Source organism: Nonomuraea phyllanthi, assembly GCF_006334985.2.
In the GTDB taxonomy this organism is placed as follows: domain Bacteria; phylum Actinomycetota; class Actinomycetes; order Streptosporangiales; family Streptosporangiaceae; genus Nonomuraea; species Nonomuraea phyllanthi.
In genome coordinates, this window is sequence record NZ_VDLX02000004.1 from 329,642 (window position 1) to 356,203 (window position 26,562).

Consider the following 26,562-nt stretch of genomic DNA (forward strand, 5'->3'; position numbering starts at 1 on the left):
GCTGCCGGATCCATCGTGGAGCTACGTCATGTCGGCCTATCTGCGCTTTCCCGCCGTCCTTCAGGACGTGGTCGTCTTCGCCGCGGAGGACGACCTGTGGATGGTGTCCGCCCGGGGCGGGCGAGCCTTCCGGCTGACCGCCGGGCTCGCCGAGGCGGGCTACCCGCGCATCTCGCCGCGCGGCGACCACCTCGCCTTCGTCGGCCGCGAGGAGGGCCCGGAGGAGGTGTACGTCATGCCGTCCGGCGGTGGCGCCGCCCGCCGGGTCACCTTCCACGGCGCCCGCTGCACGGTCACCGGCTGGGACCCCGAAGGGCGCATCCTCTACGCCAGCGACGCGGCCCAGCCGTTCGAGGGCCGCAAGTGGCTGCACCGCGTCGCGCCGGGCGGCGTGCCGGAGCGGCTGCCGTACGGGCCGGCCAACTCGATCGCGTACGGGCCGGACGGCATGATCGTGCTGGGCCGCAACACCGCCGACCCGGCGCGCTGGAAGCGCTACCGGGGCGGCACGGTCGGCGACCTGTGGATCGACCCGCGCGGCGACGGCGAGTTCCGGCGGCTGATCAGGCTCCCGGGCAACCTGGCCTCGCCCTGCTGGAGCGAGGGCCGGGTGTGCTTCATCTCCGACCACGAGGGCGTCGGCAACGTCTACTCGTGCGATCCCGACGGCCTGGACCTGCGCAAGCTCACCCACCACGACGACTACTACGCGCGCAACCTGTCCGGCGACGGGCACCGGCTGGTCTACCACGCGGGCGCCGACCTCTACCTCCTCGACCCCGGGAGGCCGGCGCGCCGGCTGGAGGTGCTGCTGGCCAGCTCGAGGACGCAGCGCAACCGCAGGTTCGTCGACGCGGCCGACTACCTCGACAGCGCCACGCTCAGCCCCGACGGCAGCGCGGTGGCCGTCACGTCGCGCGGCAAGGCGTACGCGATGGCCGCGTGGGAGGGGCCGGTGCAGCAGCACGGCTCGCCCGACGGCGTCCGCTACCGCTACCTGACCTGGCTCAACGACGGCGCGCGGCTGATCGCGGCGGCCAGCGACGACGCCGACGAGGAGCGGCTGGTCGTCCTGGAGGGCCACGAGGGCGGCGGCGGCACGGAGGTGGCCAGGCTGGGACGGGTCAACGCGCTCGTGCCCGACCCCGCCCACGACCGGGTGGCGGTCGTCAACCACCGCCACGAGCTGCACCTGCTCGACCTGGCCAGCGGGCAGGCGGAGCTCGTCGAGGCCAACCCGCACGGACCGCCGGAGGACCCGGCCTGGTCGTGCGACGGGCGGTGGCTGGCGTACACCAGCCCGCTCGACCCCCGGACCAGCGCCATCAAGCTGCACCACCCCGAGTCGGGGCGCACGGTGCAGGCCACGGAGCCGGTGCTCAAGGACTCGATGCCGGCGTTCGACCCCGAGGGGCGCTACCTGTACTTCATCGGCCAGCGCGCCTTCTCGCCCGTCTACGACCAGCTCCAGTTCGACCTGGGCTTCCCGCTCGGCACCCGCCCGTACGCGGTGGCGCTGCGCGCCGATGTGCCCGACCCGTTCGTCCCCGTGCAGCGGCCCCTGTCGGACTCCTCCTCCGGCAAGGACGACGAACCCGAGGAGGCCGAGCCGCTGCGCGTGGACGTCGAAGGGCTGGCCCGGCGCGTCATCGCGTTCCCGCTGCCCGAGGGCCGCTACGAGCGGGTGGCCGGGCTCAAGGGCAAGGTGCTGATCCTCACCAGCCCGCTGGAGGGTGCGAACTCCCTGCACCTGTACGACCTCGCCCAGAACAAGAACGAGCCGTTCGCCGACGGCGTCACCGACTTCGAGCTGGGTCGCGACCACAGGACGCTGCTCTACCGCGCCGGCTCGCGGCTGCGCGTGGTCAAGGCGGGCGAGGCGCCGGGCGACGAGGAGGCGCCGGGGCGCGAGAGCGGCTGGATCGACCTGTCGCGGATCAAGGTGTCGGTCTGCCCCGAGGCGGAGTGGCGGCAGATGTTCCGCGAGGCGTGGCGGCTGCAGCTGGAGAACTTCTGGACCGAGGACATGGCGGGCGTCGACTGGCCGGCCGTCTACGACCGCTACCGGCCGCTGGTGGAGCGCGTCACGACCCGCGGCGAGTTCTCCGACCTGCTGTGGGAGCTGCACGGCGAGCTGGCCACCAGCCACGCCTACGAGAGCGGCGGCGAATACCGCCCGGGGCCCGACTACAGCCAGGGCAAGCTGGGCGTCGACTGGGACTACCGTGACGGCGTCTACCACATCCGCTCGATCGTGACCGGCGACCCGTGGGACCCGGAGGCGACCTCGCCGCTCAACCGGCTCGGTCTCGACGTCCGTACGGGCGACGCCGTCCTCGCCATCGACGGCGCGCCCATCGGCGCGACCGCGACCCCCAACGAACGCCTGGTCAACCAGGCGGGCGAGGAGGTCGAGCTGACGCTGCGCCGGAAGGAGCGCGTCTTCACGGTCACCGTACGGGCCCTCGCCGACGAGCGGCCGGCCCGCTACCGCGACTGGGTGAACCACAACCGCGCCGAGTGCCACCGCCGCTCCGGCGGCCGGGTCGGCTACCTGCACGTGCCCGACATGGGGACCGGAGGGTTCGGGGAGTTCCACCGGGGCTTCCTGGCCGAGTACGGCCGGCAGGCGCTCATCGTGGACGTGCGCTTCAACGGCGGCGGCCACGTCTCCCCGCTGCTGCTGGAGAAGCTGGCCAGGCGGCGGCTCGGCTACGACTACCCGAGGTGGGGCGACCCGGAGCCGTACCCGCCGGAGTCGCCGCGCGGGCCGCTGGTGGCGATCACCAACGAGTGGGCCGGCTCCGACGGCGACATCTTCAGCCACACCTTCAAGCTGCTGAAGCTCGGGCCGCTGGTCGGCAAGCGTACCTGGGGCGGCGTCATCGGCATCTGGCCGCGCCACCGGCTCGCCGACGGGACGGTGACCACGCAGCCGGAGTTCTCCTTCGCCTTCGACGACGTCGGCTGGCAGGTCGAGAACTACGGCACCGACCCCGACATCGAGGTCGACATCACCCCGCAGGACTACGCCCGAGGCGTGGACACCCAGCTCGAACGGGCCATCGCCGTCGCGCTCGACCTCCTCGCCGAGCACCCGCCCCACACTCCCGACCCCCGGCTCCGGCCGCGCATGCAACCTCAGTGACCCCCCTGGCGTCTAAAGATCATAGGCGTGGTTAGCAGACAGGGGATGAATACCTGCATTCCACCCATGAACGACGAACGGCCGGTGGCGAGGGTCGACTCCCTCGCCACCGGCTCTGTGTGTTGAGAGCTGTTCTCGGCGATTAGAGGGGGATTCGTCACGTGCGCGCACTGGCACGCAAGGGGAAGTCGGCCGTGGTCCGGCTGTATCGGGGGTACGACCGGCGCAGGGCGCGCACCGCGCCGCCGCCGTCCACGCGGCAGGTCCGCATCCTGCTGCTGCACGCGCACGGGATGGGCGGGACGATCAGGACCGTGTTCAACCTGGCCGGCCACCTGGCCGACCGGCACGACGTGGAGATCGTGAGCGTTCTGAAGGAGGCCGAGGAACCGTTCTTTCCCGTCGACCCGCGGGTGCGCTTCCGCTACCTCGACGACCGGCTCCATCCCAGTGCCGACCCGTTGCGCGCGATGCTGTCGAAACTGCCGAGCCGGATCATCCCCGAGGAGGAGTCCGCCCACCACCGCTTCACCCTGTGGACCGACCTGAAGCTGGCGCGCTTCCTCCGCTCGCTCGACACCGGCGTCCTGATCTCCACCCGGCCGGGGCTCAACCTGGCCGTCGCCCAGTTAGCCCCGCCCGGCGTCATCACGATCGGGCAGGAACACGTGGCGCTGCGCACCCACGGCGAGGCGATCCAGGCGCTCGTCAAGCGGCGCTACCGCCGCCTCGACGCCGTGGTCGCGCTCACCAAGGCCGACCTGCGCGACTACCGCGAGACGCTGCCGAAGAAGCCGCGCAAGCTCACCCGCATCCCCAACGCCGTGCCGCCCATGACCGGCGGCACGTCCGACCTGACCGCCAAGGTCGCCGTCGCGGTCGGCAGGATGACCCGCATCAAGGGCTTCCACCGGCTCATCACCGCCTGGCAGACGGTCGCCGCCGCCCACCCCGACTGGAAGCTGCGCATTTACGGCGCCGGGCCGCAGCAGGAGAACCTCGCGCGGCAGATCGCGGAGGCCGGGCTGGAAGGCACGGTCGAGCTCCCCGGGCCCACCTCCGACGTGGGGGCGGAGCTGGAGAAGGCGTCGATCTTCGTGCTGAGCTCCCGGCACGAGGGCTTCCCCATGACGATCCTGGAGGCCATGGCCAAGGGGCTGGCGATCGTCAGCTTCAACAGCCCGCACGGGCCCAAGGAGATGCTCACCGACGAGGTGGACGGGCTGCTCGTCAAGCCGCGCACCAACGCCAACCTGGCCGCCTCGATCATCCGGGTGATCGAGGACGAGCAGCTGCGGCGCCGCCTGGCGGCGGGGGCGGTGGAGACGGCGCGGGCGTACGACGTGGGCGTGATCGGGGCGAAGTGGGACGCGCTGCTGGAGGAACTGCTGGCCCGGCGGACCGGCACCCACACCCGCTCCCGCCCGCTCGCCGCCCCGGTACCCGCAGCGTCCACGGAACCGGCATCCCGCCGAGCCTGAGCACCCGGGCGCGGTGCTCTCAGCGCCACCGGTAGCGAGTCTGGGACGACTCGCCACCGGTGGCGAAGGCGAAAGCCTTGTCCGGCTGGACCCGGTAGAGCTGAACATTCCCGGTCCGAACGGCGTCGCCCAGTTGATGCCAGGTTCCGTCCTCGCGGGTGAGCTGCCAGCCATAGGCCTGCTCGAACGCGGTCGCCACGGCTTCCCTGGTGTCCTGGTCGGTGACCAGGCTCGCAGTGCCCTCGATGACGTAGTCCATGCCGGTCAGGGTGCCGGTTCCGGTGGTCAGCGCGCAGCAGGGGTTGGCGCTGAGATTCTTCGCCTTCTGCTCGCTGTCGCCGGTGGTGAACCACATCGCGCCGAGCGCCCAGATCGCCAGCAACGGGGTCACGTGGGGGCGGCCGTCCCGGCGCACCGTGCACAGCTGGAATTTCTGGATCCGGCGCAGTGCCGACTCCGTCGCCTCCCACGGTGTCGGGCCGGCGCCCGGCGAGGAGAACGGGCCGAGGCTGGTCTGGGGGGCGGTCGAGTCGCCGTCCGTAGGGTTGGACATGACCTTCTCCTTGTGATCGTGGGAAATCTTGGCCCTGCGCATTTGCGGGGACGGCTCAGCGGGTCCCGGCGAGATGGTCGGCCAGGATCGTGGTGACCGACAGCGCGGTGTCGAAGTTCGGGACGAGCCGGTTTTTCGTCAGCGCGAAGGCGACACCCCGCGCGGGGTCGGCGTAAGCGTAGCTTCCGCCGCCACCCGGCCATCCGAATGCCGTGGAGTTCTCCTCGGCAGGGGCACCCATCCTGCCGATCGGGAAACCCAGCGCCATCCGCGCCGGAGTACCGAAAACCTGATCCACCCCGTCGAATGCGAGCGCGGACAGTTCCGCCAACCGCGCGGGGTCCACGAGCTCGCCCTGCAGCACGGCGTTGTACATCGCGGCGACGCCGTGCGCGGTGGCGATCCCCACCGACGGTATATCGGCGCGCAGGATGTCGCCGTTGTTACCGAAATCGGCACTGGGCCGGTTCTCCCACGGCGCGAGGATCGCATCACCGCCGTCGGGGGCGGCAGGCCACTGCTGCTCCTCCAGGCGCGCCAACCCCGGCAGCGACTCCTCCGGAGCGGCGAAGTAGAGCTGCCCGTCGATGCCGAGGGGCACAGTGATCCACTCACGCAGCAGCTCGCACATCCGCCGCCCGGTCGTGCGGCGGGCCAGCTCACCGACGAGATAGCCGAAGGTGTAGGAGTGATAGCCCACGGCGGTGCCCGGCCGCCAGCGCGGCTCGGCGGCGGCCAGCGCCTCGCATACCCTGAACCAGTCAGGCAGCTCGCCCGGGGTGATCTCGCGCGGCATGGCCGGAAGACCGACCGTGTGGGTCAGGACGTGCCGCAGCGTCGCCGTGGCCTTTCCGCGCACACCGAACTCGGGCCACAGGTCCGTGACCGGGGTGTCGTAGTCGAGGAAACCCCGCGCGACGAGCAGATGCGCGAGCGTGGCCGCCATGTTCTTGCCCGTGGAGAAACTGAAGATCGGCGTGTCGGAGGTGAGCGGCCGCCCGCCGGCCGGATCAGCCGTACCGGCCACCGCGTCGACGATCAGCGCGCCATCGTGATAGACCGCGACCTGCACCCCGGTCTCCGCGCCGGCACCGACCAGCGCATCGATATGACGCTGTATCTGGTCCTGTATCTCACCCATCGCTACCCTCGTCACTCTCCGCCCGCGCGGAGGAATCGCCCCGCCGGCCGGCGGAGGGTGGCGTGCCGCCTGCTCACCTTCCCGAAGGCAGACAATCGACGGCGGGAAAACTCATCGCGCCGGACGAAGCCGGCCGGCGGCGGCCCACCGTACAGACGCCTTCAACCACGAAAGCCGGGTTGGGCGACACACCGTCAACGTCGCACGCATGGCCCGTTCCTGTGGGTGCTGCTGCTCCTCACCGACATTCCGCGCCCGATCCAGCCCTCACGTGCTGTTCGGGCTTGCGGTCCAGGAACGGGTGGCCCGCTCCTCAGACGCCGGAGCCGGTGAGTTCCACCGGCTCGGCGATGACGTCCACCAGGGCGCCGTTCCGGTAGACGGTGATCGGCAGCGGCCGCCCGATCGCGTCCGCGAACATTAGCCGCTGCAGGCTCTGCGCGTCGCCCACCGGGCTGCGGCCCGCGCTCAGCACCAGGTCGCCGGCGCGTAGCCCGGCCCGGTGGGCGGGCGAGCCCGGCACGACCTCCACCACGCGCAGCGCGCCCGACTGCCCGGTGCGCAGCCGCAGCGGCTCCGGCAGCGGCGCCGGGGAGGTGACCAGCCCGAGGAAGGCCCGCCTGACCCGCCCGTCCCTGATCAGGGCGGCGATGATGGAGCGGGTCGTGGCGTTCATCGGCACCGCGAGGCCGACGCCCACCCCGGCCACCGCCGTGTTGATCCCCACGACCCTGGCCTGGGAGTCGGCCAGCGCGCCGCCCGAGTTGCCGGGGTTGAGCGCGGCGTCGGTCTGGATCACGTCCTCGATGAGCCGTACGGCCGAGCCGCTGCGCGCGGGCAGCGAGCGCCCCAGCCCCGACACCACCCCGGCCGTCACCGACCCGGCCAGGCCGAGCGGATTGCCCACGGCGACCACGAGCTGGCCCACGACCAGTTCGTCGCTGTCGCCGAGCGCGGCGGGCTCGGGCGTGGCCGTCTGCGCCCTGATCACCGCCAGGTCCGACAGGGGATCGCGCCCGACCACGACGAAGCCGCCTGAGCTGCCGTCGGCGAACGCGACCGTACCGTCCCGGGAGGAGCCGACCACGTGCGCGTTGGTCAGCAGGAACCCGTCGGCGGTGAACACCACGGCCGACCCGCTGCCCCGGCCCGCCCGCACGCTGGCCACCTTCGGCAGCAACTCGGCCGCCACGGATGTAACGACGCGCGAGTAGGCGTCGAGGGGATCCGCCATCACGTGCACTCCTTTGCTTACAGGATTACACGGTAACTCCGGAGCGATCCCGGCGCACTCCTTGGCGCAGTCTCGGGGGTTCCTGGGCCGGGACGGGACGGCGGCAGGTCGCCCTCCGGGCGTCGTCCTCAGGCCATCGTCCTCAGGCCGGCCCGAAGAGCAGGGCGAGCTGGGCGTCGAGCGCGGCGACCGCGTCCTCCTCGGCGTACTGCAGGGACAGCAGTTGCAGGCCCAGCCCGTCGACGAGCGCGAGGAGCCCGGCCGCCGCGCGTTCGGGGTCGAGGCCGGCCGCTCCGGCCGCTCGCAGCTGGTCGGCGAGGAATGTGCGGGTCTGCGCGGCGGACTCGCGCAGGTCCGACGCGATCGACGGCTTCACCGCCGCGTAGGCGAGGAACGCGAGGACGACGTGGTTCTCCAGCCGGCGCGTCTCGTCGAGCGGCAGCACCTGCAGCAGCAGGCCGCGGACGAGCTCGCGCGGCGTCGCCGGCGCCGCCGCGGCCGTCGACCGTGCGCGGATCCGGTCCATGACCATGCCGAGGGCGAACGTCATCATCTCGTCCTTGGTGCGGAAGTAGTGCTGAACCATTCCGGTCGAGACCCCCGCCTCGGCGGCCACGTGCCGCAGGCTCACCCCTTCCAGTCCGCGCGCGGCGGCGAGCCGCATCAGCGCGTCGGCGAGCAGTTCCCGGCGCTCGTGGTGATCGACCTTGCGAGGCATGTGGCCCAGTTTACATTGCGACTGTATTGTCATCTTTATACATTGCAGTCGTATTGAAAAAGGGAGGCAGTCGTATGGACGTGCTCGCACTGACGGCGATCGACCCCGGGAGGCGGGACCTGGTGGGCGGGAAGGCCGCCGGTCTCGCCGCGCTGATCCGGCTGGGCGAGCGCGTACCGGACGGCTTCTGCGTCACCACCGAGGCGCATGAGCGCGGCGAGGTGCCGCGCGAGGACGTGCTCGCGGCGTACGGCCGGCTCGGCGGCGGGCCGGTCGCGGTCCGGTCCAGCGCCACCGCCGAGGACCTGCCGGACGCGAGCTTCGCCGGCCAGCAGGACACCTACCTCGGGGTGACGGGCGCCGAGGAACTGCTCGCGGCGGTCCGCGCCTGCTGGGACTCCCTCCACACCGAACGCGCGATCGCCTACCGCGAGGCCGCCGGAGTCCCGCACGACACCGCGCGCATGGCGGTCGTCGTCCAGCGCATGGTCGACGCCGAGGTGGCGGGCGTGCTGTTCACCGCCAACCCGCTCACCGGCTCGCGCAGCGAGGCCGTCATCGACGCCGCGCCCGGCCCGGGCACAGCCGTGGTCGACGGGACGACGGCCGCCGACCACTACGTACTGGACAGGCCAGGACGGGGCTACGTCCTGGACGGCACAGACCAGGAGGGACGCGGCTACGTGCTGGACGCCACGGACCGGAGACGACACGGCCATGAACACGGCTGCCTCACCCGGGCCCGGCTGGCGGAGCTGCGCGAGGCCGGCGAGCGGCTGCAGCGCCGGCTCGGCGCGCCGCAGGACGTCGAATGGGCCTACGACCACGACGGCACGCTCTGGCTGCTGCAGTCGCGCCCGATCACCACGTTGTTCCCGGCACCTCCGGAGAGCGCCCAGCCGGGCCCGCGGCTCTACGTCGAGTTCGGCCACGTCCAGGGCATGCTCCAGCCGGCCACCCCGATGGGCATGTCGGCCCTGCGGTCGATGGTGGCGGGCCTGCTCGCGTCCTTCGGCCTCACGGTCGAGATCGTCGGCATCGGCGGACGACTGTACGGCGACCTGACCGACGCGATGCGCGACCCGTCGACCCGGCGGCGGCTGGTCAAGCTGATGGCGGTCGACTTCGGGCCGCGCGCCCAGGCGGTGGTCGAGCACCTGCTGGACGACCCCCGGTTCGCCCCGGAGCGGGCCACCCGCCGGCGCGGCGGTCCCGCGCGGGCGATCGGGCTGAAGGCGGTGGCCGGGATCCTCGGCGCGCTGGCCCGGCCGGCGGTGGCGCGGGCACGCCTGTTCGGCGAGATCGAGCGCCTGCGGCGGCAGCCGGTCGCCGACCCGTCCACGGCCGCGGAGCTGCTGGACCTCGTCGAGGAGGCCGGATGGTCCAACGCGCGCCCCGACGCGATCGTCTGGCCCGTGGTCAGCGGGCTTCTGGTCTCCGCGGCGCTGCCGCCCCTTCTCAAGGGCATCGCGAGCGACGACGAGGTACGTACCGTGCTGGGCGGCATGCCGTACAACGTCACGATCGAGATGGACCTCGCACTCTGGCAGGTGGCTCAGCGCGCGACGCCGTACCGTGAGTTGCTGCTGCACACGCCACCGGACGAGCTCGCCGCCGCCTACCTGGCCGGCGAGCTGCCCGACATCGGCCTGGACGCGTTCCTCGACACGTACGGCACCAGGGCCGCCGCGGAGGTCGACGTCGGGGTGCCGCGCTGGTCGGAGAACCCGGCCCCCGTGTTCACGACGCTCGCCAACTACCTGCGGGTCACCGATCCCGAACAGGCCCCGGACCAGCGGTTCCAGCACGCCGCGGCCAGGGCTGAGGCGATGCTCGCCGAGCTCGCCCACCGGGCCCGCCGCAAGCGGCCGGTGCGTGGCCGCCTCGCCGCCTTCTTCCTCCGCCGGACGCGGGAACTGGCGGGGCTGCGGGAGGCGGGCAAGTTCGCCGGCCTGTACGCCCTGCGCGACCGGCGCCGGCGGCTGCTCCTGATCGGTGCCGAGCTCCAGGAAAGCGGCCTCCTTGACCGCGCCGACGACGTCATGTTCCTCACCCTGCCGGAGCTACGCACGGCGATCGGGCGCGGCGCCGACCTGCGCACGCCGGTCAATGGCGGCGCCGGCCTGGGCACGCCGGCCGATGGCGGCGCCGAGCCGCGCACGCCGTTCGGAGACGGGGGCGCGCCGCGCTCCCAGGCCGGAGGTGGCGTCGACCTGGGCACGCCGGCCGATGGCGGCGTCGAGCCGCGCACGCCGTGCGGAGACGGCGGCGAGCCGTGCACGCCCTGCGGAGATGGCGGTGAACTGCGCTCGCAGGTCGAGCACGGCGTCGATCTGCGTGAGACGGTCGGTCGGCGGCGCGCGGAGTACGCGCGGGAGCTGCGGCGCCGGACCGTTCCGGTGGCCCTGCTCTCCGACGGCACCGACGTGGAGACGCTGCTGCCGGCTCGGGCGCCGGACGGCCACACGCTCACCGGCACGGGCGCGGCATCCGGCCGGGTCACCGGCCGCGCCCGCGTGGTCCGCGACCCGGCGAGCGCGTCGATCGAGCCGGGCGAGATCCTCGTCGCGCCGACGACCGACCCCGGCTGGACACCGCTGTTCCTCACCGCGGGCGGGCTCGTCACCGAAACCGGCGCGGTGATGGCACACGGTCCGACGGTGGCACGGGAGTACGGCATCCCCGCGGTGATCTGCGTCCCAGCCGCCACCGAACGCATCCGGATCGGACAGCTGATCACGATCGACGGCGCCGCGGGGACGGTCACGATCGAGCAGCCGTCCGCCACCGCCGACGCGACCATGACGCCCTGACCTCGTGCCACTTGCCTGCTACGCAAGCAGGACCTCAGCGCCCGCCGCGCTCGCCCGCGAGACCATAACCATAAGGGGGGGCCATGAGATATGAAGGCGGGCCGATAGCAGAGAAGAAGAGGGTCCGACAGCTAAAAGGCCGGCCGATGCCCCCGCCCACATCCGGAGACCGGCCCCGGCTCCCGGCAGAGATTCCGCCACGGCATAGACGCGACTCGCCCAGGTAATCACCCATCCCACGCCCACTGACAAAGCCGTTCGGCCGCGACGTGATCCCTGCCGCGAGGGGCGGCCATCCCTCCACAGGAGGCCGCGTCTACCATCGCCGTGTGAACGATCGGAGCCATGACAGCGACCACCTCCTGACCGAACGGCTGACGCTGCGACGCCCGGTCCCAGGGGACACCGATGCGATCTTCACCATCCACAGCGACCCGGCCACCTGCGTGCACAATCCATCCGACGCTCTGTCCCGGCGTGAGGAGGGCCTGGAGCTCTTCCAGCGTTGGGACGATCACTGGCAGCGCCTCGGTTACGGCTACTGGGTGGTACGGCGGCGCGACTCCGACCGGCAGCTGGGGTTCTGCGGGACGAAGATCATGGACTTGAACGGCATGAGCGTGCTCAATCTCTTCTACCGGTTCGAGGTCTCGTCATGGGGTCAAGGGCTGGCGGGTGAGGCCGCGAAGGCAGTGGTCGAGTGGGTGTCCGAGCGTGTTCCTGAACTACCGGTCATCGCTCGCGTGCGGCCGGCCAACCTCGCCTCCCAACGCGTGGCGGTGCGCGCCGGCCTCCAGCGAGCCGAACACCTCGACACCGCCGGCGAGGACGGCCTGGACTGGATCTTCGCCAGGAATCTGCCTGCCTGAGCGAGCCCGGCGCGGTCCGTGCCTTCGAGGCGGTGAGAAAGGGCGAACGGCGCCTAGGCCTACGGGCTGTCGCGGAGGACGTCAGAGCAGGCGGAGCTGCCGGGGCTCCTCGGCGGCCGGCGTCGGCGGGGGAGGGAGGCGGCGGGCCATGGCGGGGGTGGCGCGGCCGACGCCGTGGCGTTCGGCCAGCTCCTTGATCTGGCGCGTCACGCGCTCCTGGTAGGACCTGGGTGCATAGGCGCCCCGTCCGTACAGCTCCAGATAGCGGGGCACGAGGCGCGGATGCTCGCGCGAGAGCCACTGCAGCCACCACTCCCGCGCCCCCGGCCGAAGGTGGAGGACGATCGGGGCGATGTGGGTGGCGCCCGAGGCGGCGATCTCCTTGACGGTGGCCTTTAGCTGGGCGGGGGAGTCGGTGAGGTAGGGGAGGATCGGGGCCATCAGGACACCGCAGGCGATTCCGTTGTCGTTGAGCGTGGCGCAGACCTCCAGCCGCCTGCGCGGGTTGGGCGTGCCGGGCTCCACCGCGCGCCACAGCTCCGGGTCGACGAAGCCGACCGACACGTTGGTGCTCACGTCGGCGACGTCGGCGGCCTCCGTCAGCAGGTCGAGGTCGCGCAGGATCAGGGTGCCCTTGGTCAGGATCGAGAACGGGTTGCGGGCGTCGCGCAGCGCGGACAGGATGCCGCGCATCAGCTTGTAGCGGCCCTCCGCGCGCTGGTAGCAGTCAACATTGGTGCCCATGGCCACGTGGTGGCCGCCCCAGCGAGGCGAGGCCAGCTCCTTGCGGGCCAGCTCGGCGGCGTTGACCTTGACGACGATCTTCGAGTCGAAGTCGCCACCGGCATCCAGATCTAGATATTCATGCGTCTTTCGGGCAAAACAGTAAATGCACTTGTGGGTGCATCCGCGGTAGGGGTTGATCGTGTACTCGAACGGGACCCGGCTGGCGCCGGGCACCCGGTTGATGATGGATCTGGCCCGGATCTCGAAGAAGGTCATCCCTCGGAACTCGGGCGTGTCGAACGTGCGGGTGACCGCGCCGCGAGCGAACAGCGGCGCGGCCGGATCGTCCCGGCCAGGCCCGGCCAGGCGCAGGTTGTCCCAGCGCATGGCATGATTAGAACAAGAGTTCGGGCTTGATCGCAAACCGAAAAGACGTTGCAATTACTAGGTCAGCCGGGGGCTAATGATCTTCAGGGTTGGGCAGAAAGACGTCGCAGAGCTTGCGTTCGGGAGGTGCACCTATGGCCTGGTCGCAGGACGAGGAGCGGATGCTGGCCCAGATAGAGCAGCACCTCGTCGACGACGATCCGCGACTCGTCGCACGACTGGAGTCGTTCAACGAGCGTGTGCGTCGCAGCGAGGCGAAGGCTCAGGGGCAGCGCTCCCGCCGCCGGCGCCGGCCACGCCGCTCGACGGTCATCATCCTGATCAGCTGGGTGCTCATCGCCACATTGATCGCCACGCTCCTGATCATGGTCCTCCACCACGAGGCCGCCGCCGTGGCCCTGACCGCCATCCGCTGACCACCGCACCGTCCGCCCTTCCCCTGCTGTCCTTGCACCGCCGTCCTGGTATGACGGTCTTTCTACGGCGTTTCGTACGGCGGACCTGGCAGGGCGGTCCGGTGGCGAGGTCACGCGGAAGAAAAGTGATTGCCTCGGGGTCCAGAGCTCATGTTGGCTGGGCGGCATGGCTGAACTGCGTACCGATCGCCTCATCTTGCGCCGATGGCGTGACTCCGACCTCGAACCGTGGGCGGCGATGAATGCCGATCCCGAGGTCCGGGAGCACTTGGGCGACCTGCTTACCCGCGAACAGAGCGATGCCTCCGTGGCGCGATTTCAGGCCGAGTTCGACCAGCGGGGCTACGGGTGGTGGGCGGTCGAGGTGGAGGCCACGGGCGAGTTCGTCGGCTTCGCGGGCTTGGATGAGGTGGACGACTACATGCCGTTCACAGGAGTGGAGATCGGCTGGCGGCTCGCCCGCTCGGCCTGGGGCCACGGCTACGCTACCGAGGCTGCGCTGACAGTCCTGGCCCACGGCTTCGACGCTCTTGATCTTTCTGAGATCCTCGCCATCACCACGGCCACCAATTTCCGTTCCCAGGCGGTGATGCGGCGGATCGGCATGACCCGAAACCCGGCCGACGACTTCGACGACCCCACCGAGCCCGAAGGGCCACTGCGTCCGAACGTGCTGTATCGCATCGCCCGTAGTGCGAGGATCTGACGTTCCCCGCTGGGGCCGTTTGCGGCTCGCCAGGAAAGGTCTGGCGGTCGCGACCATAGGCGGCCCGGGTGACCATCCAACGGCCGATGCACCCCGGACAGAACCTCCGCGGAGGAGGACCCGGTGTCCACGACAGTGGGTCCAGCGCCTCCTCCACGATCTCGAAGTCCGCGTCCATCTCGAGGCACAAGATGCACGTACTAAAAAGGCGGGCGCGGGCTGCGGAAGCGCCTGTCGACGGTGCGGGGCGCGTCATTCGCCAAGGCGAGTTTGGGGTGACCGAAACCGTGCTCTCGCCTTCGATCACACGGACTCGCAGATGCAGAGTTGAAGCGGCGTGTCCATGGCGAATGGCCGGCCGGACCAGTCGCCGATGCGCTCGATGAGCCGAAGGCCGCCGAGCGAGACGAGCAGCGGCAGCTCCTGCGGGAAGATGCTCCTGATTTCGAGCGGTGCGACGACGAAGTCGGGCTCGGAGTCCGTCGAGAGGTACCACCTTCCCCGTGTGACTTGCGCGGCCGCATCGTAGATCTCGGCGACATCGACGCTGACGTTGCCACGGTCAGGATCCATGAACGACTCCCGGGCGCGCCGCACGCCATCGGCCTCGGCGAGCAGGCGCACGCTCGGGTTGAACACATCGAAGACGAACCGTGCTCCGGGCGCCAGATGTCTTCGAACCGAGCGGAAGCAGCTCACCAGATCCTCGGCCTCATGCAGATGCAGCAGGGAATTGGCTGCGATGAACACGAAGTCGAATGTGCGGCCCAGATCGAACGCTCGCATGTCGCCCCATATCCATTCCACCGCTACACCGCGCTCATTCGCCTTACGCTGAGCCTCGGCCAGCATGTCTGACGAGAAGTCCAGGCCGACGCACGGATGCCCGTCGGCCGCGATGGGGATCAGCTTGTGCCCGGTGCCGCACGCGAGTTCCAACACGCGCCCGCCTTGCCGATCGGCGGCGGTCCGGTAGAAGTCGACTGCGGGCCCGCCGCCCGGGAACATCAGGTCGTACAGCCTCGCGTGCGAGTAGAACGCTTCACTCATCGAGCGCCGCCTCCTTTCCGACTCATCCGCAGCTGGTCGTGGTGGCCTTTGATTCAAGCGTGTGTGCCACATCGGCGACAACAGCTTTACCGTCATCCGCGCCAACCTCGGCTTCGCCGCAGTGATGACCCGCCACACCAAGATAAGAAGTCAATCGCCGGCTTTTGCTGGAAGCCACGGGCGGGCCATGAAGCACCGGTCAGGCGTTCGGACTTAGCGTTTGGCTGCGACCTCGCGCAGCACCTCGTAAGGGCTCATTCCCCTCGCCGTGATCAGACGGATCACTCAACGCCTGGGGTGTAATCAAGGACAGCCGATCAAAAGTATCGGGGCAAGGCGATCGGAGGCACTGTCCCTTTCTCGCGTCCTTGGTCTGCCCCCTTGCTGTCCGCCGAGAAGCGCGGAGCCCGCCCGACCTGTCTGCTCGGCTGCGTCCAGGGTTTGCGGATGCCGGCGGCCTCGCCGCAGAAGCGATCAATCGCGGCAACCGGGCGATACGCCATGACGCCTGTGACTGATGGGGCACAATGCCCCTTATGTCTACTATGCCCGAGCAGCAGGTTGAGGCCGTATCTTCGTCGCGATTCAACGACTACGACAGGATGGCTGAGGGCTACGCGGCCGAGAACGAAACCAGTCTCCTCAACGCGTACTACGAGCGGCCCGCGATGCTGGAGCTTGCCGGGGATGTGGCCGGAAGGCGCATTCTCGACGCCGGCTGCGGCTCGGGCGCCCTGTTCTCCGAGCTGCGCGATCGAGGCGCCATCATAACCGGCGTCGACTCGAGCGTCGGGATGCTGGAGCAGGCCCGGGAGCGGCTGGGCGCCGAGGCCGATCTGCAGGTCGCCGACCTGGCCGGCCCACTGCCCTTTCCTGACGAGGCGTTCGACGACGTCATCGCGTCCCTGGTGCTGCACTACCTGGAAGACTGGGGACCGACGCTGGCCGAGCTGCGACGCGTGCTGAAGCCTGGTGGCAGACTCCTCATCTCGATCGACCATCCTTTCAGCGTCGTATTCTTTCAGCACATGGCCGGAGAAAAGCCCAAATACTTCGAGACCCGCAGCCGGACCGAAGAATGGACCAAGGGCGGGCAGACGGTCCAGATGAAATTCTGGAACCGGCCGCTGCACGCGATGACCGAGGCCTTCACGGCGGCGGGCTTTCGTATCAGCGTCATCAGCGAACCGCCGTTTGCGCCGGAAGCTCGCGAACTGTTCCCCGAGGAGTTCCGCGAGTTCGAGCCCACCCGCACGAGGTTCCTGTGCTTCTTGTTCTTCGTTCTCGAAGCCGGCTAGACACCCCTGTAACGACCAATTGTTCATGGCTTGGCACTTCATCGGGGCGATTCCCCGCCAACTGAAGTGCCGAGCCACACGCGGCGGTGTCCCTATGCGGGGCCTCATCGCAGCGATGCGATCCCGCGAGAGTGGGCTCAGGGTGTCAGTGCCAACTGACGAAGCTGCACCGGCCGTAGGAGCCCGCCATCCGCCGGCGTCGAGCTTGGCGGGCTCCGCCTCGACGTCGACGTTGATGACGCCGAGGAAGTGGATGTTGTGGCTGTGACCGGGCGTGATGCGGGACAGCAGCTCATCCGGCACGCCCCCGCCCCGGGTGCGGAGCTCCACTACCGGTACCAGCCACTTCAGCCGGGTCGTCCCCAACCCGCGTCCACCGGATGGTCAGCGGGAGCGTTCGCACAGGTCAGTGGCATATCCGTTGGAATTTCGCCATTGCTGCCGGGGCGCCTGGGCGGTCAGTCCGCGCACACGGGCAGGCTCGGACACGGCGCCTCCAGCGGTCGAATGGACCTCACCGCCCACCCAGCCGTCACGACCGCCACCACGGCGAATCTGTGCGGTCAGGGCACTAGCTCATGGGGCCGTGGTGCCCTGGCCCGCGCTGCGGACGGTCGGCTCGTGGCGTACCGGAAAATTCACCGAACTGGCGATGAAGCATGATTTATGGGCATCTTCGTGGAGCTCGATGGCCTTGTCCACCATGTTCGGTGACGCCACGACGATCGTCGGCCGCAGCGTCACCTCCGTGAAGTGCCCGCCGTCCGCCGACTCGGCCATGGTGCCGACGGCGTTGTCGACGTACTCGGTGACGACCACGCCCGCCACAGCGCACTTGTGCAGATACGACAGCATGTGGCACTGCGAGAGCGAGCCGACCAGCAGTTGCTCGGGGTTCCACCGCGACGGGTCACCGCGGAAGGCCGGGTCGGAGCTCCCGGCGATGGCCTCCGAGCCTTCGGCGGTCAACTCGTGCTCCCGGCCATAATCGCGGTAACCGCTGGTGCCGGTGCCCTTGTTGCCGGTCCAGGTCACGACGACCGGGTAGGTGTGCTGGCGGCTCATGCCGGCTCCCCCTTGCTGTTGGTGACGGTACGGGTGTCGAGTACGTGTGCGCGGGCCACCTTGGCGGCCTCATCCGCATGGCCGAGAATGATCGCGGAGACGAGATCCTCGTGCTGCCCCGAGACATGGGCGGGCCGCGACGGCGGCGCGAGCGAACGCAGCGTGGAAACCTGGATCTGATCCCAGATCCGCTCCAGCGTGAGCAGCGCCATCGAGTTGCCGGCCAGCTCCGCGATGAGCCGGTGGAACCGCCGGTTCAGCCGAACCGCGTCAGCGAACCGTCCCTCCGCGGTGACGGCCGCCGTCTCGTTCGCCACGTCACGCAGCGCCACCAGGTCGGCCGGCGCGATGCGGCCCTCGCTCTGTCGCGTGGCGGCCAGCTCGGCGGTGAGCGCCTCCAGCGCCGCCCGCACCTGGTACGCCTCGTCCAGGTGATCCCGGTCCAGCGCCGCGACCACCACGCCGCGCCCGGAGGGCCGCACGAGCCCGTCGGCGGCCAGCGCCCGCAGCGCCTCGCGTACGGGGGTCCGGCTCATCTCCAGAGCGGCCGCGACCTCCATCTCGGTCAGCCGGGCGCCGGACGGGTAGGTGCCGTCGAGGATCAACTCCCGCAGCTGGTCCTTTGCCACATCGGTCTGCATGCGGCTTGACATTAGCGGCTTGCATCCATTGCATGCAATACATGCAGCGTATGCACAGGGAGGAGCGTGTGAGGTGGCGAGGCTCACCGACTTCCGCCACCGAATCGATCAGCCTTCCGTCACCGAGCCGGTCAACCCTTCCGTCCTGAACTGGTCGCCCATTCGTCCCGAACCGGTTCACCCTTCCGTCCCCGAAACGATCAGCACCGTCGGCCGCCGTGGCCGTCCTGGGGTGACGCGACTGACGGGCGGGGTCAGAGCCGCTTCCTCCTGGCGGTCCTCATCCGTCCTCCAGGTGGCGCGCCCGTTCGTCGCAGGACATGTCTTGGGTGGCCGTCCGGATCGAGGGTGCTGCCCGTGCGGTCGGCACCTGCACACGCACGCCGAGGCCGGCTGGCTCGCCGGCCACGGCCGCGCGCTGTCGCGTCCTCTCCGTGGGTCCGCGCGCTGTCGTGCCCTCTCCGTGGGTCCGCGCGCCTCAGCGCCCTCTCTCCGTGGGTCCGCGCACCCGACCGTGGCCGGAGCCTGCGGCGGCTAGCCGGCAGTGGTGGGCAGGCCGTGCTCGGTGTGCCGGCGGGCGACGGCCGCCGCGAACGCCGAGATCACCGCATGGGGCCGCCGCCCGTCCCCGGCCAGTTCCGGCTGGAACAAGGTGGCCAGGAAGAACGGGTGCCCGGGCAGCTCGGCCACCCGTGCCGTCCCGTCGTCGGCGTGCCCGGAGAACACCATCCCGTGCGCGGCCAGCGTCTGCTTGTACTCCTCGTTGAGCCCGTACGAGCAGATGTAGGACTCCATCGTCGACGGCGCCCCGACGATCTGCTCGATCCGCGTGCCCGGCACCAGCCGCACCCGCCCCTCGTGCCCGGCCAGCGAGCACGCCAGCGGCGTCAGCAGGAGGTCCTGCGCGCCGGGCTCGGTCTCGCCGTGCGCGACCCGCAGCCCGCAAACGTGCCGCGCGAACTCCAGCAGCATGTGCTGGAACCCCGCGCACGTGCCCAGGAACGGGATCCCCCGCTCCCGCGCCGTCTGCACGGCCCGCAGCGCGCCCGCCTCGTCACGGTACGGGCTGCCGGGCACCAGCCAGATCCCGTCGAAACCCTCCACGCCGCTCACGTCGGTGGTGGGCAGCCAGTACGGGTCGAGTGCGATCCCGTCCCGCTCGCGCAGCGCCTCCATCAGCAGCGGAATCCGGGCGTGGGAACGAACAACGGGGGAGCGGTCCCCCACAAGGGCGATTCTCATGACACCATCGTGACCGGCGCCCCTCGTTAAGCGCCAACGATGATTTCTGCACTTACGATAAGCAACGCTGATGGACCCGCACCTGCTGACCACGTTCGTGACCGTCGCCCGGCACGGCTCGTTCTCCGCCGCGGCCGCCGAGCTCGGCTACACCCAGTCGGCGATCTCGCAGCAGGTCGCCGCCCTCGAGGCCGATCTGGGGCTCGCGCTGCTGCGCCGCCGCCCGGTCGAGCCGACCCCGGCGGGGCGGCGGCTGCTGGAGCATGCCGAGCCGCTGCTGCTGCGCCTGCGGGCGGCCCGAGCCGACGTGCTGCGCACCGCCGCCGAGCCCCGTCACCTGCTGCGCCTGGCCGCCACCCCGCTGGCCGTCAACCCGGTCGTGGCCGCCCGCCTGGCCGAGGCCCGCGCCCGGCAGCCGCGCCTGGAGATACGGCTGCGCATGTGCCGGGCCGAGCGGCTGGCGGCCCTCGTGGCCGAGGGCCGGGCGGATCTGGGGCTGGCCGACGGCATCGCGGCCCCGAGCGACCCGCTGCGGCTGCCCGACGCCGGCCCGATGACCACGACGGGCGTCACGGAGGAGGACCTGGTCGTGGCGCTGCCGGCCGGGCACCCCCTGGCTGGGCGGGCGTCGCTGCGGCTGGCGGACCTGATCGACGCCCGCTGGCTGCGGACGCCCCTGTGCCCGCCGGCGCGGCTCCGGGACCTGGTGGGGGAGGGATTCCCGGCGGGTCTGGAGTACGAGGGGGACGACGTGCGCACCGCACTCAACCTGGCGGCGGCCGGTCATGGCCTGACCCTGCTGCCTGCGTCGGCCGTGCCCGCCGGCGGCGGTGGCGGTGGCGGGGTATGCGCGGTGCCGGTGGCCGCGCCCCGGCTGGTGCACCGGGTGGAGTTGCTCCATGCGGCCCTGCCCCCGGGAGCGGCGGCAGACCTGGTCGCCGCCTTGAGCGGCTGAGTTGAGAACGGCTGAGCTCAGACTGACAACAGCTGAGGTGACAACGGCTGGGGTGACAAGGGCTGGGGTGACAAGGGCTGGGGTGACAAGGGCTGAGCTGGGACTGGCTGGGCTGGGATCGGCTGAGCCCAGGTCGGCTGGGCCGGGGCCCGAGCGGGGTGGTGGCGGGGCGGTCGGCGCGTGAGTCGTCGCCGCGCAGGACGGTGGCGGGCGAGGCAGTGGCCGTGCGGGCGGGCGGTGCCGGGGCGGGGCGGTGACAGGGGCGAGGGCTGCGTGGGAGGCCGGCCCCGTGGGGCGGCGGCTGCGTGAAACCACGGCTGAGCGGGGCGGTGGCGCGGCGAAACAGCGGCCGTGTGGGGCGAGGCTGCGCGGGAGGGTGGCTGCGTGGGGCGGTGGCCGTGCGAGGTGGTGGCGGGGCGAGACAGCGGCCCCCAAGGGCGAGGGCTGCGCGGAAAGTCGGTTGTTGGGGTGGTGAGCCGGCTGGCAGCATGTCGGGCCATGCCGACCTTCCGCTCCCATGACGGGACCGAACTCGCCTACCACGCGCACGGCCCGGGAGCGCCGCTGATCTGCTTGCCGGGCGGCCCGATGAGCGACTCCTCCTATCTCGGCGAGCTCGGCGGCCTGTCCGCGTACCGCCGGCTGGTCATGCTGGACCCGCGCGGCACCGGAGCGTCGGCGATCCCGGAGGACGCCTCCTCTTACCGCTGCGACCGCCTGGTGGACGACGTCGAAGCCCTGCGCGAGCATCTCGGGCTCGACCGCGTGGACCTGCTCGGCCACTCCGCCGGCGTGAACCTAGCTGTGCTGTACGCCGCCCGCCACCCCGAGCGCGTCGGCAGGCTCGCCCTGATCTGTCCGAGCACCACGGCCGTCGGCATCGCCACCTCCGGGGAGGCCAGGCTGGAGCTGGCCCGCCGGCGCGAGGGTGAGCCGTGGTACCCGCGGGCGTACGCCGCTCTGGAGGCCATCTTGTCCGGCACGGGCACGGACTGGGAGGCCGTCGAGCCGTTCCGGCACGGCCGCTGGGACGCCGCGGCGCAGGCCCTGCACGCCGACGAGGAGCGGCGGCGGAACGACGAGGCGGCGGCCGTGTTCGCCGCCGAGGGCGCTTTCGACCCCGAGGCCACCCGGGGCGCGCTGGCCGCGTTCGAGGCGCCCGTGCTGGTCGTGGCGGGAGAGCTGGACATGAACACCGTTCCCGCCGCGGCGACCGAGTTCGCGGGGCTCTTCCCGGATGCCGAGCTGGTCCTCCAGCCGGGTGCGGGGCACTTCCCGTGGCGGGACGACGCCGGCCGGTTCGTGGAGGCGGTCGCCGCCTGGCTCAGGCAGGGCGAATAACCGGCAGGGCGAATAATGGGCAGGGCGAATAAGTCGCGGGTGGTGGGTTCCGGGCCCGAATCGGTGACGATGACGTCCTCCTCGTGGCCGGCGCCTCCCACCGAAGGGACGGCGAGCCGGCGTTCCAGGGCCAGGCACATCCCGGCCTCGGCCCGCTCGCCCGCGTACGGCCCGTCCTCGATGATCCATGGCGGCTCGTACGACAGCCCGAGCCCGTGCCCCCAGACCCCGTGCATCTCCGGCTCCGGCAGCCCGTGGTGGGCCGCGAACGCCGACCGCTCGAACACGTCCTGGCACCGGCGCGCCACCTCGCCGAAGGGCCGGCCGGGCCGCAGCAGCTCGACCCCGGCCAGCACGCTGTCGCGTACCGCGTCCAGCAGCCGCCGCTGCTCCGTGGTCGGCTCCTCGCCGACGACCCACGTGCGGGCCAGGTCGAACAGGTAGCCGTGGACGGAGCCGTACAGGTCGATCCTGATCAGGTCGCCGGCCGCGAGCCGCCGGGTGGCGGAGTAGGGCGCCGGTCCGTCGGCGGCGTAGGTGTGGGACGCGGCACCGGACGAGATGCCCATGCCGTAGTAGGCGCCGCCCGCCCGGACGATCTCGGCGACGGCGGCCGCCGCCACATCGGCCTCCGTTCCGCCCGGTACGGCGGCGGCCCGGGCGGCGGCCATCGCGCGCACGCCCAGCGCCCCGGCGGCACGCAGCAGGTCCAGCTCGGCCGGGCTCTTGATCCGGCGCGCCGCCCAGGCCAGCTCGTCGGCGCACACCAGCTCGTGGCGGGGCAGCACCGAGCGCAGGCGGCACCACCAGGGCGCGGCCATCGACTCGCAGCCGAGCAGGGCGACCCTGCCGGGCGGGATGGAGGCTCTGATCTGCTCGGCCAGCGCGTCCACGAGGTCGGACGCGAGGCGGACCTGAGCGACCGGGCGCGGCTGATGGAGACGCCCGGCATCGGTGTGGGCCGGCAGCCGGGTGTGGGCGAATGGCTCAGTGCGAGCGGATGGCTCGGTGCGGCTGAACGGCTCGGTGCGGCTGAACGGCTCTGTGCGGGCGGACGGCTCTGTGCGGGAGAACGGCTCGGTTCCGGCGAAGGGCCTGGTACCGGCGATGGGCCCCGTGCCGGAGAAAGGCCCACCGCCGGCGGACGGCCCGGTTCCGGGGGCGGGCTCGGTTCCGGGGAAGGACGTGGGTCCGGCGAGCTGGCTCGTGTCCGCGGGATGCCCGGTTCCAGGAGCGACGTGCCCGGTGCCGCTGAGGTGGCCGGTGCCCGTGAGGTGAGCGGCGTCATCGAGGTGCCCGGACGTCAGGAGTACGGCGTGCGGCTCCTCCACGGACAGCACGACGGCCGCGTGCCCCCGCGCCCGCCACCGCCCAGGAGAGTCGGGCACGAAGGGATGGTGCTGGTAGAAGCCGGTGAGGTGGAGGACGTCGGCGTAGCGGTCCTGGCCTGATCCGCCGCGCGACCAGGCCACGACCCCCTGGAACCCGTCCCGGGCGGCCAGCCGCCGCATCGCCGCCTGCCGCGCCGCGTACTCCTCGGTGCCGATTCCCCCCACGATCGACCCCTGCCCAGCACCGGTGCGGGCTCACCTGGAAAAAGGGGGGACCGCCGAGATCAGAGGGCCTTGAGGAAGTCCGCCGCCACCGGCGCCGCGACCGAGCCGCCTCCGCCGCCGCCCTCCACGACCACCGCGAACGCCACGTCGTCCTTGAACCCCATGAACCAGGCGTGGGTCTTGAGGTCGTCGCCCGTGCCGTACTCGGCGGTGCCGGTCTTGCCGTGGGTCCCAGTGGGCAGCCCCGCCGACTTGGCGGTGCCCTTGGTGACCACGGCCGCCATCATCGCGTGGAGCTGCTCCTTCACCCCGTCGGGCAGCGCGTGCTCCTTGGCCTTCTGCTTGAGCGAGGGCACGAGGGTCGGCGGGCGCCAGGTGCCGTCGGCGATGGCGGCGGCCACCGAGGCGATCGTCAGCGGGCTGGCGGTGATCCTGGCCTGCCCGAACGCCTCCGCGGCCAGCTCGGCGTCCGACTCGGCCCTGGGGAAGCTGCCCTTGGTGGCCGGCACGCCGATGTTCAGCGGCTGGTTGAACCCGACGTCCTCGGCGGCCTCCAGCAGCTTGTCGGCGCCGAGCTTCTGCTGGGCCAGCGGCGCGAACGTGGTGTTGCACGAGTGGGCGAACGAGTCGAGGAACGACAGCGACCCGAACGCCTCCTTGTCGGAGTTGCGGATCTTCAGCCCGCCGACGGTCGCGTACATCGGGCACGTCACGGTGTCCTGGGGTGACATCCCGGACGCGAGCAGCCCGATCGCCGTGATCGCCTTGAACGTCGAGCCGGGCGGGTAGCGGCCGTCGAGGGCCCGGTTGAAGCCGCCGCGGTTGTTGACCACGGCCAGGATCTCGCCGGTGGACGGCTTGATCGCCACCATGGACGTGGGCTTGTCCATGTCCTTGACCGCTCCGACCGCCGCGGCCTGCGCGCGCGGGTCGAGCGTTGTCTGGACGGGCTGGCCCTCTTTGCCGTCGATGGTCGCCAGCGTCTTGTCGCCGAGCTTGATCTCCGTGGAGGGGGTGCCCGCGAGCCGCTTCTGGAACGTCTCCTGCAGCCCGCCGCGCCCGATGGCCTGGCCGGTCTTGTAGGAGGCGCCGAGCTTGGCGACGTCCTTCTTGCCGGCCTTGTCGAGGTAGCCGACGAGCTGCTGCACGGACCCGCCCGCGGTGCCGGTGTCGATCCGGTTGCCGTCGGCGTCGGTGATGGCGGCCCGCTCCGGCCAGTGCGTCTCGAGCGCGAAGGCGGCCCCGGCGGTCATGGAGGGGTGCAGGGTCGCCGGCTTCCAGTCGACCTTCCACGTGCGGTCGGCCACCACGAGGTCGATCGTGCCCTGGTAGGACCAGGTGCCGGCGTCCTTGAGGGTCAGGGTCGCGGTGTAGGGGGCGCTGGCCCGGTCGTCGCCCTCGGTGATCGTGCCGAGCTTGACCGAGGTGGACTGGACGCCGAGCGCGTCGCGCTGCTGGTCGTAGCCGCCGAGCTGTTGCGGCCTGGCCAGCAGCCCCGCCATGCCGGTCCAGTCGCCCGCCTGCCACGCGGCGGTGAAGCGCTGGGCCGTCTCGGCCGGCGTGCCCCTGGTGTGCAGCAGGTAGTAGGCGCCACCGCCCGCGGCCCCCACCGCGAGCACGGCGGCGCAGGACACGATCGCGATGGTACGACCCCGCGCCACTGCTTTCCCCCTGATCTTCGACGACTCTAGGACTGGCCGTTGGCCGCCTTGACGCTGGCGGCGTAGGCGGGTACGTATTCCTGGCCGGACAGCTTCTGGATGGCCGCCATGATCTCGTCGGTCACCCGCCGCCGGTCGCGCGCCTTGGTGTGGTCGCCCTCGAACCGCAGGGGCGCCCCGATGGCGATGCCGATCCGCGCGGGCCTCGGCACCTTGGAGCCGAGCGGCAGCACCTTCTCGGTGCCGCTGAGCGCCACCGGCAGCACCGGCGCGCCGGTCCTGAGCGCCAGCCAGGCCACCCCGACCTTGCCGCGGTAGAGGCGGCCGTCGGGGGAGCGGGTGCCCTCGGGGTGGATGCCGAACAGCTCGCCCCGCTCCAGCAGGTCGGCGGCGGCGTCGAGCATGGCCTGCGCGGCGTGCGCGCTCTCCCGGTCGATCGGCAGGCTGCCGCCGAGGCGCATGAAGAAGCCGGAGACGGGGTTGCCGTCGAAGTACTCGTTCTTGGCGGTGAACGTCACGTGCCGCGGCAGCAGCGCCGGCAGCAGGAACGAGTCGAGCACCGACAGGTGGTTGGCGGCCAGGATCGCGGGCCCGCTCCTGGGCACGTGCGTCGCACCGGTGATGTGCGGCCGGCACATCGCGTGTGCCAGTGGCGCGGCGGCGAACTTGACCACTTCGTACAGCAACGAGCTCTCCTGATCGTCGGGCGGTCGGCCACCCCACCATAAAGCAGGCGCCCCGCCCGGGGGGCGAGGCGCCTGCGAAAAGCGTTAAGGCCGATGTGGCGGTCGCCTCCTCGGCGAGATGCACAACACGGCTCCAGCCGAACGGTATTCCGTGAAGGCGGTAATTTGCGGCCCGGGGGACACAGACCACATCGGCCTTTCGATGCTAACGGACATCCGGCGAACGGTATTCCACTGGGCCCAAAGAATCGGTCAGGTTCTGGTCCAGTGAGGCTGTGCGACATGGAAGACCCGCTGCTCGCGGCCTCGCAACGCGACTTCCGCGAATTGCCACAAAATCGCTCCGGTCGGCGCGTGGACCACGATCGAGGGCCCCAGCGGCATCTGCAGCAGCTCCCCGCGCCAGCGCGGCACCCCCGGCCGCAGGAACCACTCCAGCGGCACGTCGTGCACCGAGGCGACCTCGCGCGGGTCGGCCACGGGCTGCTGCACGCCGCCGAACGCCACCACCGGCGTGATCACGAACCCCGAGTCGGTGACGAAGTCGTCGAGCATCCCGGCCACCTCGACCCCGGTGACGCCGGTCTCCTCCTCCAGCTCGCGCAGCGCCGCGTCCACCGGCCGCTCGCCGTCGTCGAGCCTGCCTCCGGGCAGCGCCCACTGCCCGGGGTTGCGGCCGCGGGCGGCCCGCTTGATCAGGATCGTGTACGGGGTGCGCTCGGCGTCCTCCAGCACGCACACGGTGACGGCCGCCCTGCGCACCCCGCCGGCGGGCGGGACCTCCCGGCGGTCGAAGGCGGTCAGATGGGACTTGATCTGCTCGCGTAGTTGATCGATCGGCGACAGCACATCTCAAGGATCGCACGCCGCCCCGG

At 71.3% G+C, this 26,562-nt stretch carries 21 protein-coding genes and 1 pseudogene; 9 read left to right on the forward strand and 13 right to left on the reverse strand.

The genetic code is table 11. The features are described from left to right. The first annotated feature begins 28 nt into the window (after window positions 1-28). On the forward strand, window positions 29-3,148 hold the full coding sequence (locus tag FH608_RS13010) for a S41 family peptidase (protein ID WP_139630720.1): 3,120 nt from the start codon (window positions 29-31) through the stop codon (window positions 3,146-3,148). Between the two features lie 161 nt (window positions 3,149-3,309). Further along, window positions 3,310-4,629, forward strand: coding sequence for a glycosyltransferase family 4 protein (locus FH608_RS13015; protein ID WP_226899410.1), 1,320 nt, complete (start codon window positions 3,310-3,312; stop codon window positions 4,627-4,629). Window positions 4,630-4,648: 19 nt separating this feature from the next. On the opposite strand, the gene FH608_RS13020 is transcribed toward FH608_RS13015, so the two are convergent. From FH608_RS13020 to FH608_RS13035, 4 genes are all read right to left on the reverse strand, one after another. Further along, window positions 4,649-5,182: a pyridoxamine 5'-phosphate oxidase family protein gene (locus FH608_RS13020; protein ID WP_139630721.1), complete on the reverse strand. Its 534-nt coding sequence runs from the start codon at window positions 5,180-5,182 to the stop codon at window positions 4,649-4,651. A gap of 55 nt (window positions 5,183-5,237) precedes the next feature. Then, the gene (locus FH608_RS13025; protein ID WP_139630722.1) at window positions 5,238-6,323 is read right to left on the reverse strand and encodes a serine hydrolase domain-containing protein; all 1,086 of its coding nucleotides are present in this window, start codon (window positions 6,321-6,323) and stop codon (window positions 5,238-5,240) included. A 313-nt stretch (window positions 6,324-6,636) separates the two neighbouring features. Next, complete coding sequence (locus tag FH608_RS13030; RefSeq protein ID WP_139630979.1) at window positions 6,637-7,557, reverse strand: S1C family serine protease; 921 nt, start codon at window positions 7,555-7,557, stop codon at window positions 6,637-6,639. A 142-nt stretch (window positions 7,558-7,699) separates the two neighbouring features. Then, window positions 7,700-8,275, reverse strand: a complete 576-nt coding sequence (locus tag FH608_RS13035; RefSeq protein WP_139630723.1) for a TetR/AcrR family transcriptional regulator — start codon at window positions 8,273-8,275, stop codon at window positions 7,700-7,702. A gap of 74 nt (window positions 8,276-8,349) precedes the next feature. On the opposite strand from FH608_RS13035, the gene FH608_RS13040 reads away from it, so the two are divergent. Continuing rightward, entirely contained in the window at window positions 8,350-11,088 is a 2,739-nt protein-coding gene (locus tag FH608_RS13040) for a PEP/pyruvate-binding domain-containing protein (protein WP_226899412.1), read from the forward strand. 329 nt (window positions 11,089-11,417) lie between these two features. Beyond that, window positions 11,418-11,957 (forward strand): GNAT family N-acetyltransferase, encoded by a 540-nt coding sequence (locus tag FH608_RS13050; protein WP_139630724.1) that lies wholly within the window; start codon window positions 11,418-11,420, stop codon window positions 11,955-11,957. Window positions 11,958-12,038: 81 nt separating this feature from the next. Here FH608_RS13050 and FH608_RS13055 read toward each other — a convergent pair whose 3' ends face one another. Next, window positions 12,039-13,070 carry an Rv2578c family radical SAM protein gene (locus tag FH608_RS13055; RefSeq protein WP_139630725.1) on the reverse strand — a complete coding sequence of 344 codons (1,032 nt, stop codon included), beginning with the start codon at window positions 13,068-13,070 and terminating at the stop codon, window positions 12,039-12,041. 134 nt (window positions 13,071-13,204) lie between these two features. On the opposite strand from FH608_RS13055, the gene FH608_RS13060 reads away from it, so the two are divergent. Both FH608_RS13060 and FH608_RS13065 read left to right on the forward strand, forming a co-directional pair. Then, window positions 13,205-13,486, forward strand: a complete 282-nt coding sequence (locus FH608_RS13060; RefSeq protein ID WP_139630726.1) for a DUF3040 domain-containing protein — start codon at window positions 13,205-13,207, stop codon at window positions 13,484-13,486. Between the two features lie 166 nt (window positions 13,487-13,652). Then, on the forward strand, window positions 13,653-14,192 hold the full coding sequence (locus FH608_RS13065; RefSeq protein WP_139630727.1) for a GNAT family N-acetyltransferase: 540 nt from the start codon (window positions 13,653-13,655) through the stop codon (window positions 14,190-14,192). 303 nt (window positions 14,193-14,495) lie between these two features. Here FH608_RS13065 and FH608_RS13070 read toward each other — a convergent pair whose 3' ends face one another. Beyond that, window positions 14,496-15,242 (reverse strand): class I SAM-dependent methyltransferase, encoded by a 747-nt coding sequence (locus tag FH608_RS13070; RefSeq protein ID WP_139630728.1) that lies wholly within the window; start codon window positions 15,240-15,242, stop codon window positions 14,496-14,498. 545 nt (window positions 15,243-15,787) lie between these two features. On the opposite strand from FH608_RS13070, the gene FH608_RS13075 reads away from it, so the two are divergent. Continuing rightward, a complete protein-coding gene (locus FH608_RS13075) occupies window positions 15,788-16,540 on the forward strand; it encodes a class I SAM-dependent methyltransferase (protein ID WP_264372893.1) in 753 nt (250 codons plus the stop codon). 576 nt (window positions 16,541-17,116) lie between these two features. On the opposite strand, the gene FH608_RS13080 is transcribed toward FH608_RS13075, so the two are convergent. The 3 genes from FH608_RS13080 to FH608_RS13090 form a co-directional block, all read right to left on the reverse strand. Beyond that, complete coding sequence (locus FH608_RS13080) at window positions 17,117-17,605, reverse strand: OsmC family protein (protein ID WP_139630730.1); 489 nt, start codon at window positions 17,603-17,605, stop codon at window positions 17,117-17,119. Further along, entirely contained in the window at window positions 17,602-18,246 is a 645-nt protein-coding gene (locus tag FH608_RS13085; RefSeq protein ID WP_139630731.1) for a GntR family transcriptional regulator, read from the reverse strand. The genes FH608_RS13080 and FH608_RS13085 overlap by 4 nt, the downstream gene beginning before the upstream one ends. A 534-nt stretch (window positions 18,247-18,780) precedes the next feature. After that, window positions 18,781-19,488: a CTP synthase C-terminal region-related (seleno)protein gene (locus FH608_RS13090; protein WP_139630732.1), complete on the reverse strand. Its 708-nt coding sequence runs from the start codon at window positions 19,486-19,488 to the stop codon at window positions 18,781-18,783. A 70-nt stretch (window positions 19,489-19,558) separates the two neighbouring features. Here FH608_RS13090 and FH608_RS13095 point away from each other — a divergent pair, with 70 nt between their 5' ends. Both FH608_RS13095 and FH608_RS51425 read left to right on the forward strand, forming a co-directional pair. Then, on the forward strand, window positions 19,559-20,443 hold the full coding sequence (locus tag FH608_RS13095) for a LysR family transcriptional regulator (RefSeq protein WP_139630733.1): 885 nt from the start codon (window positions 19,559-19,561) through the stop codon (window positions 20,441-20,443). A gap of 588 nt (window positions 20,444-21,031) precedes the next feature. Continuing rightward, window positions 21,032-21,784 carry an alpha/beta fold hydrolase gene (locus tag FH608_RS51425; protein WP_264372899.1) on the forward strand — a complete coding sequence of 251 codons (753 nt, stop codon included), beginning with the start codon at window positions 21,032-21,034 and terminating at the stop codon, window positions 21,782-21,784. 71 nt (window positions 21,785-21,855) lie between these two features. On the opposite strand, the pseudogene FH608_RS54155 reads toward FH608_RS51425, so the two are convergent. From FH608_RS54155 to FH608_RS13115, 4 genes and pseudogenes are all read right to left on the reverse strand, one after another. Then, window positions 21,856-23,295: pseudogene (locus FH608_RS54155) on the reverse strand (M24 family metallopeptidase); the annotation flags it as partial. Between the two features lie 104 nt (window positions 23,296-23,399). Continuing rightward, window positions 23,400-24,974 carry a penicillin-binding transpeptidase domain-containing protein gene (locus tag FH608_RS13105; RefSeq protein ID WP_226899414.1) on the reverse strand — a complete coding sequence of 525 codons (1,575 nt, stop codon included), beginning with the start codon at window positions 24,972-24,974 and terminating at the stop codon, window positions 23,400-23,402. 53 nt (window positions 24,975-25,027) lie between these two features. After that, window positions 25,028-25,687, reverse strand: coding sequence for a lysophospholipid acyltransferase family protein (locus FH608_RS13110; RefSeq protein ID WP_226899416.1), 660 nt, complete (start codon window positions 25,685-25,687; stop codon window positions 25,028-25,030). Between the two features lie 252 nt (window positions 25,688-25,939). Beyond that, the gene (locus FH608_RS13115) at window positions 25,940-26,536 is read right to left on the reverse strand and encodes an NUDIX hydrolase (RefSeq protein ID WP_139630736.1); all 597 of its coding nucleotides are present in this window, start codon (window positions 26,534-26,536) and stop codon (window positions 25,940-25,942) included. Window positions 26,537-26,562: the final 26 nt, after the last annotated feature.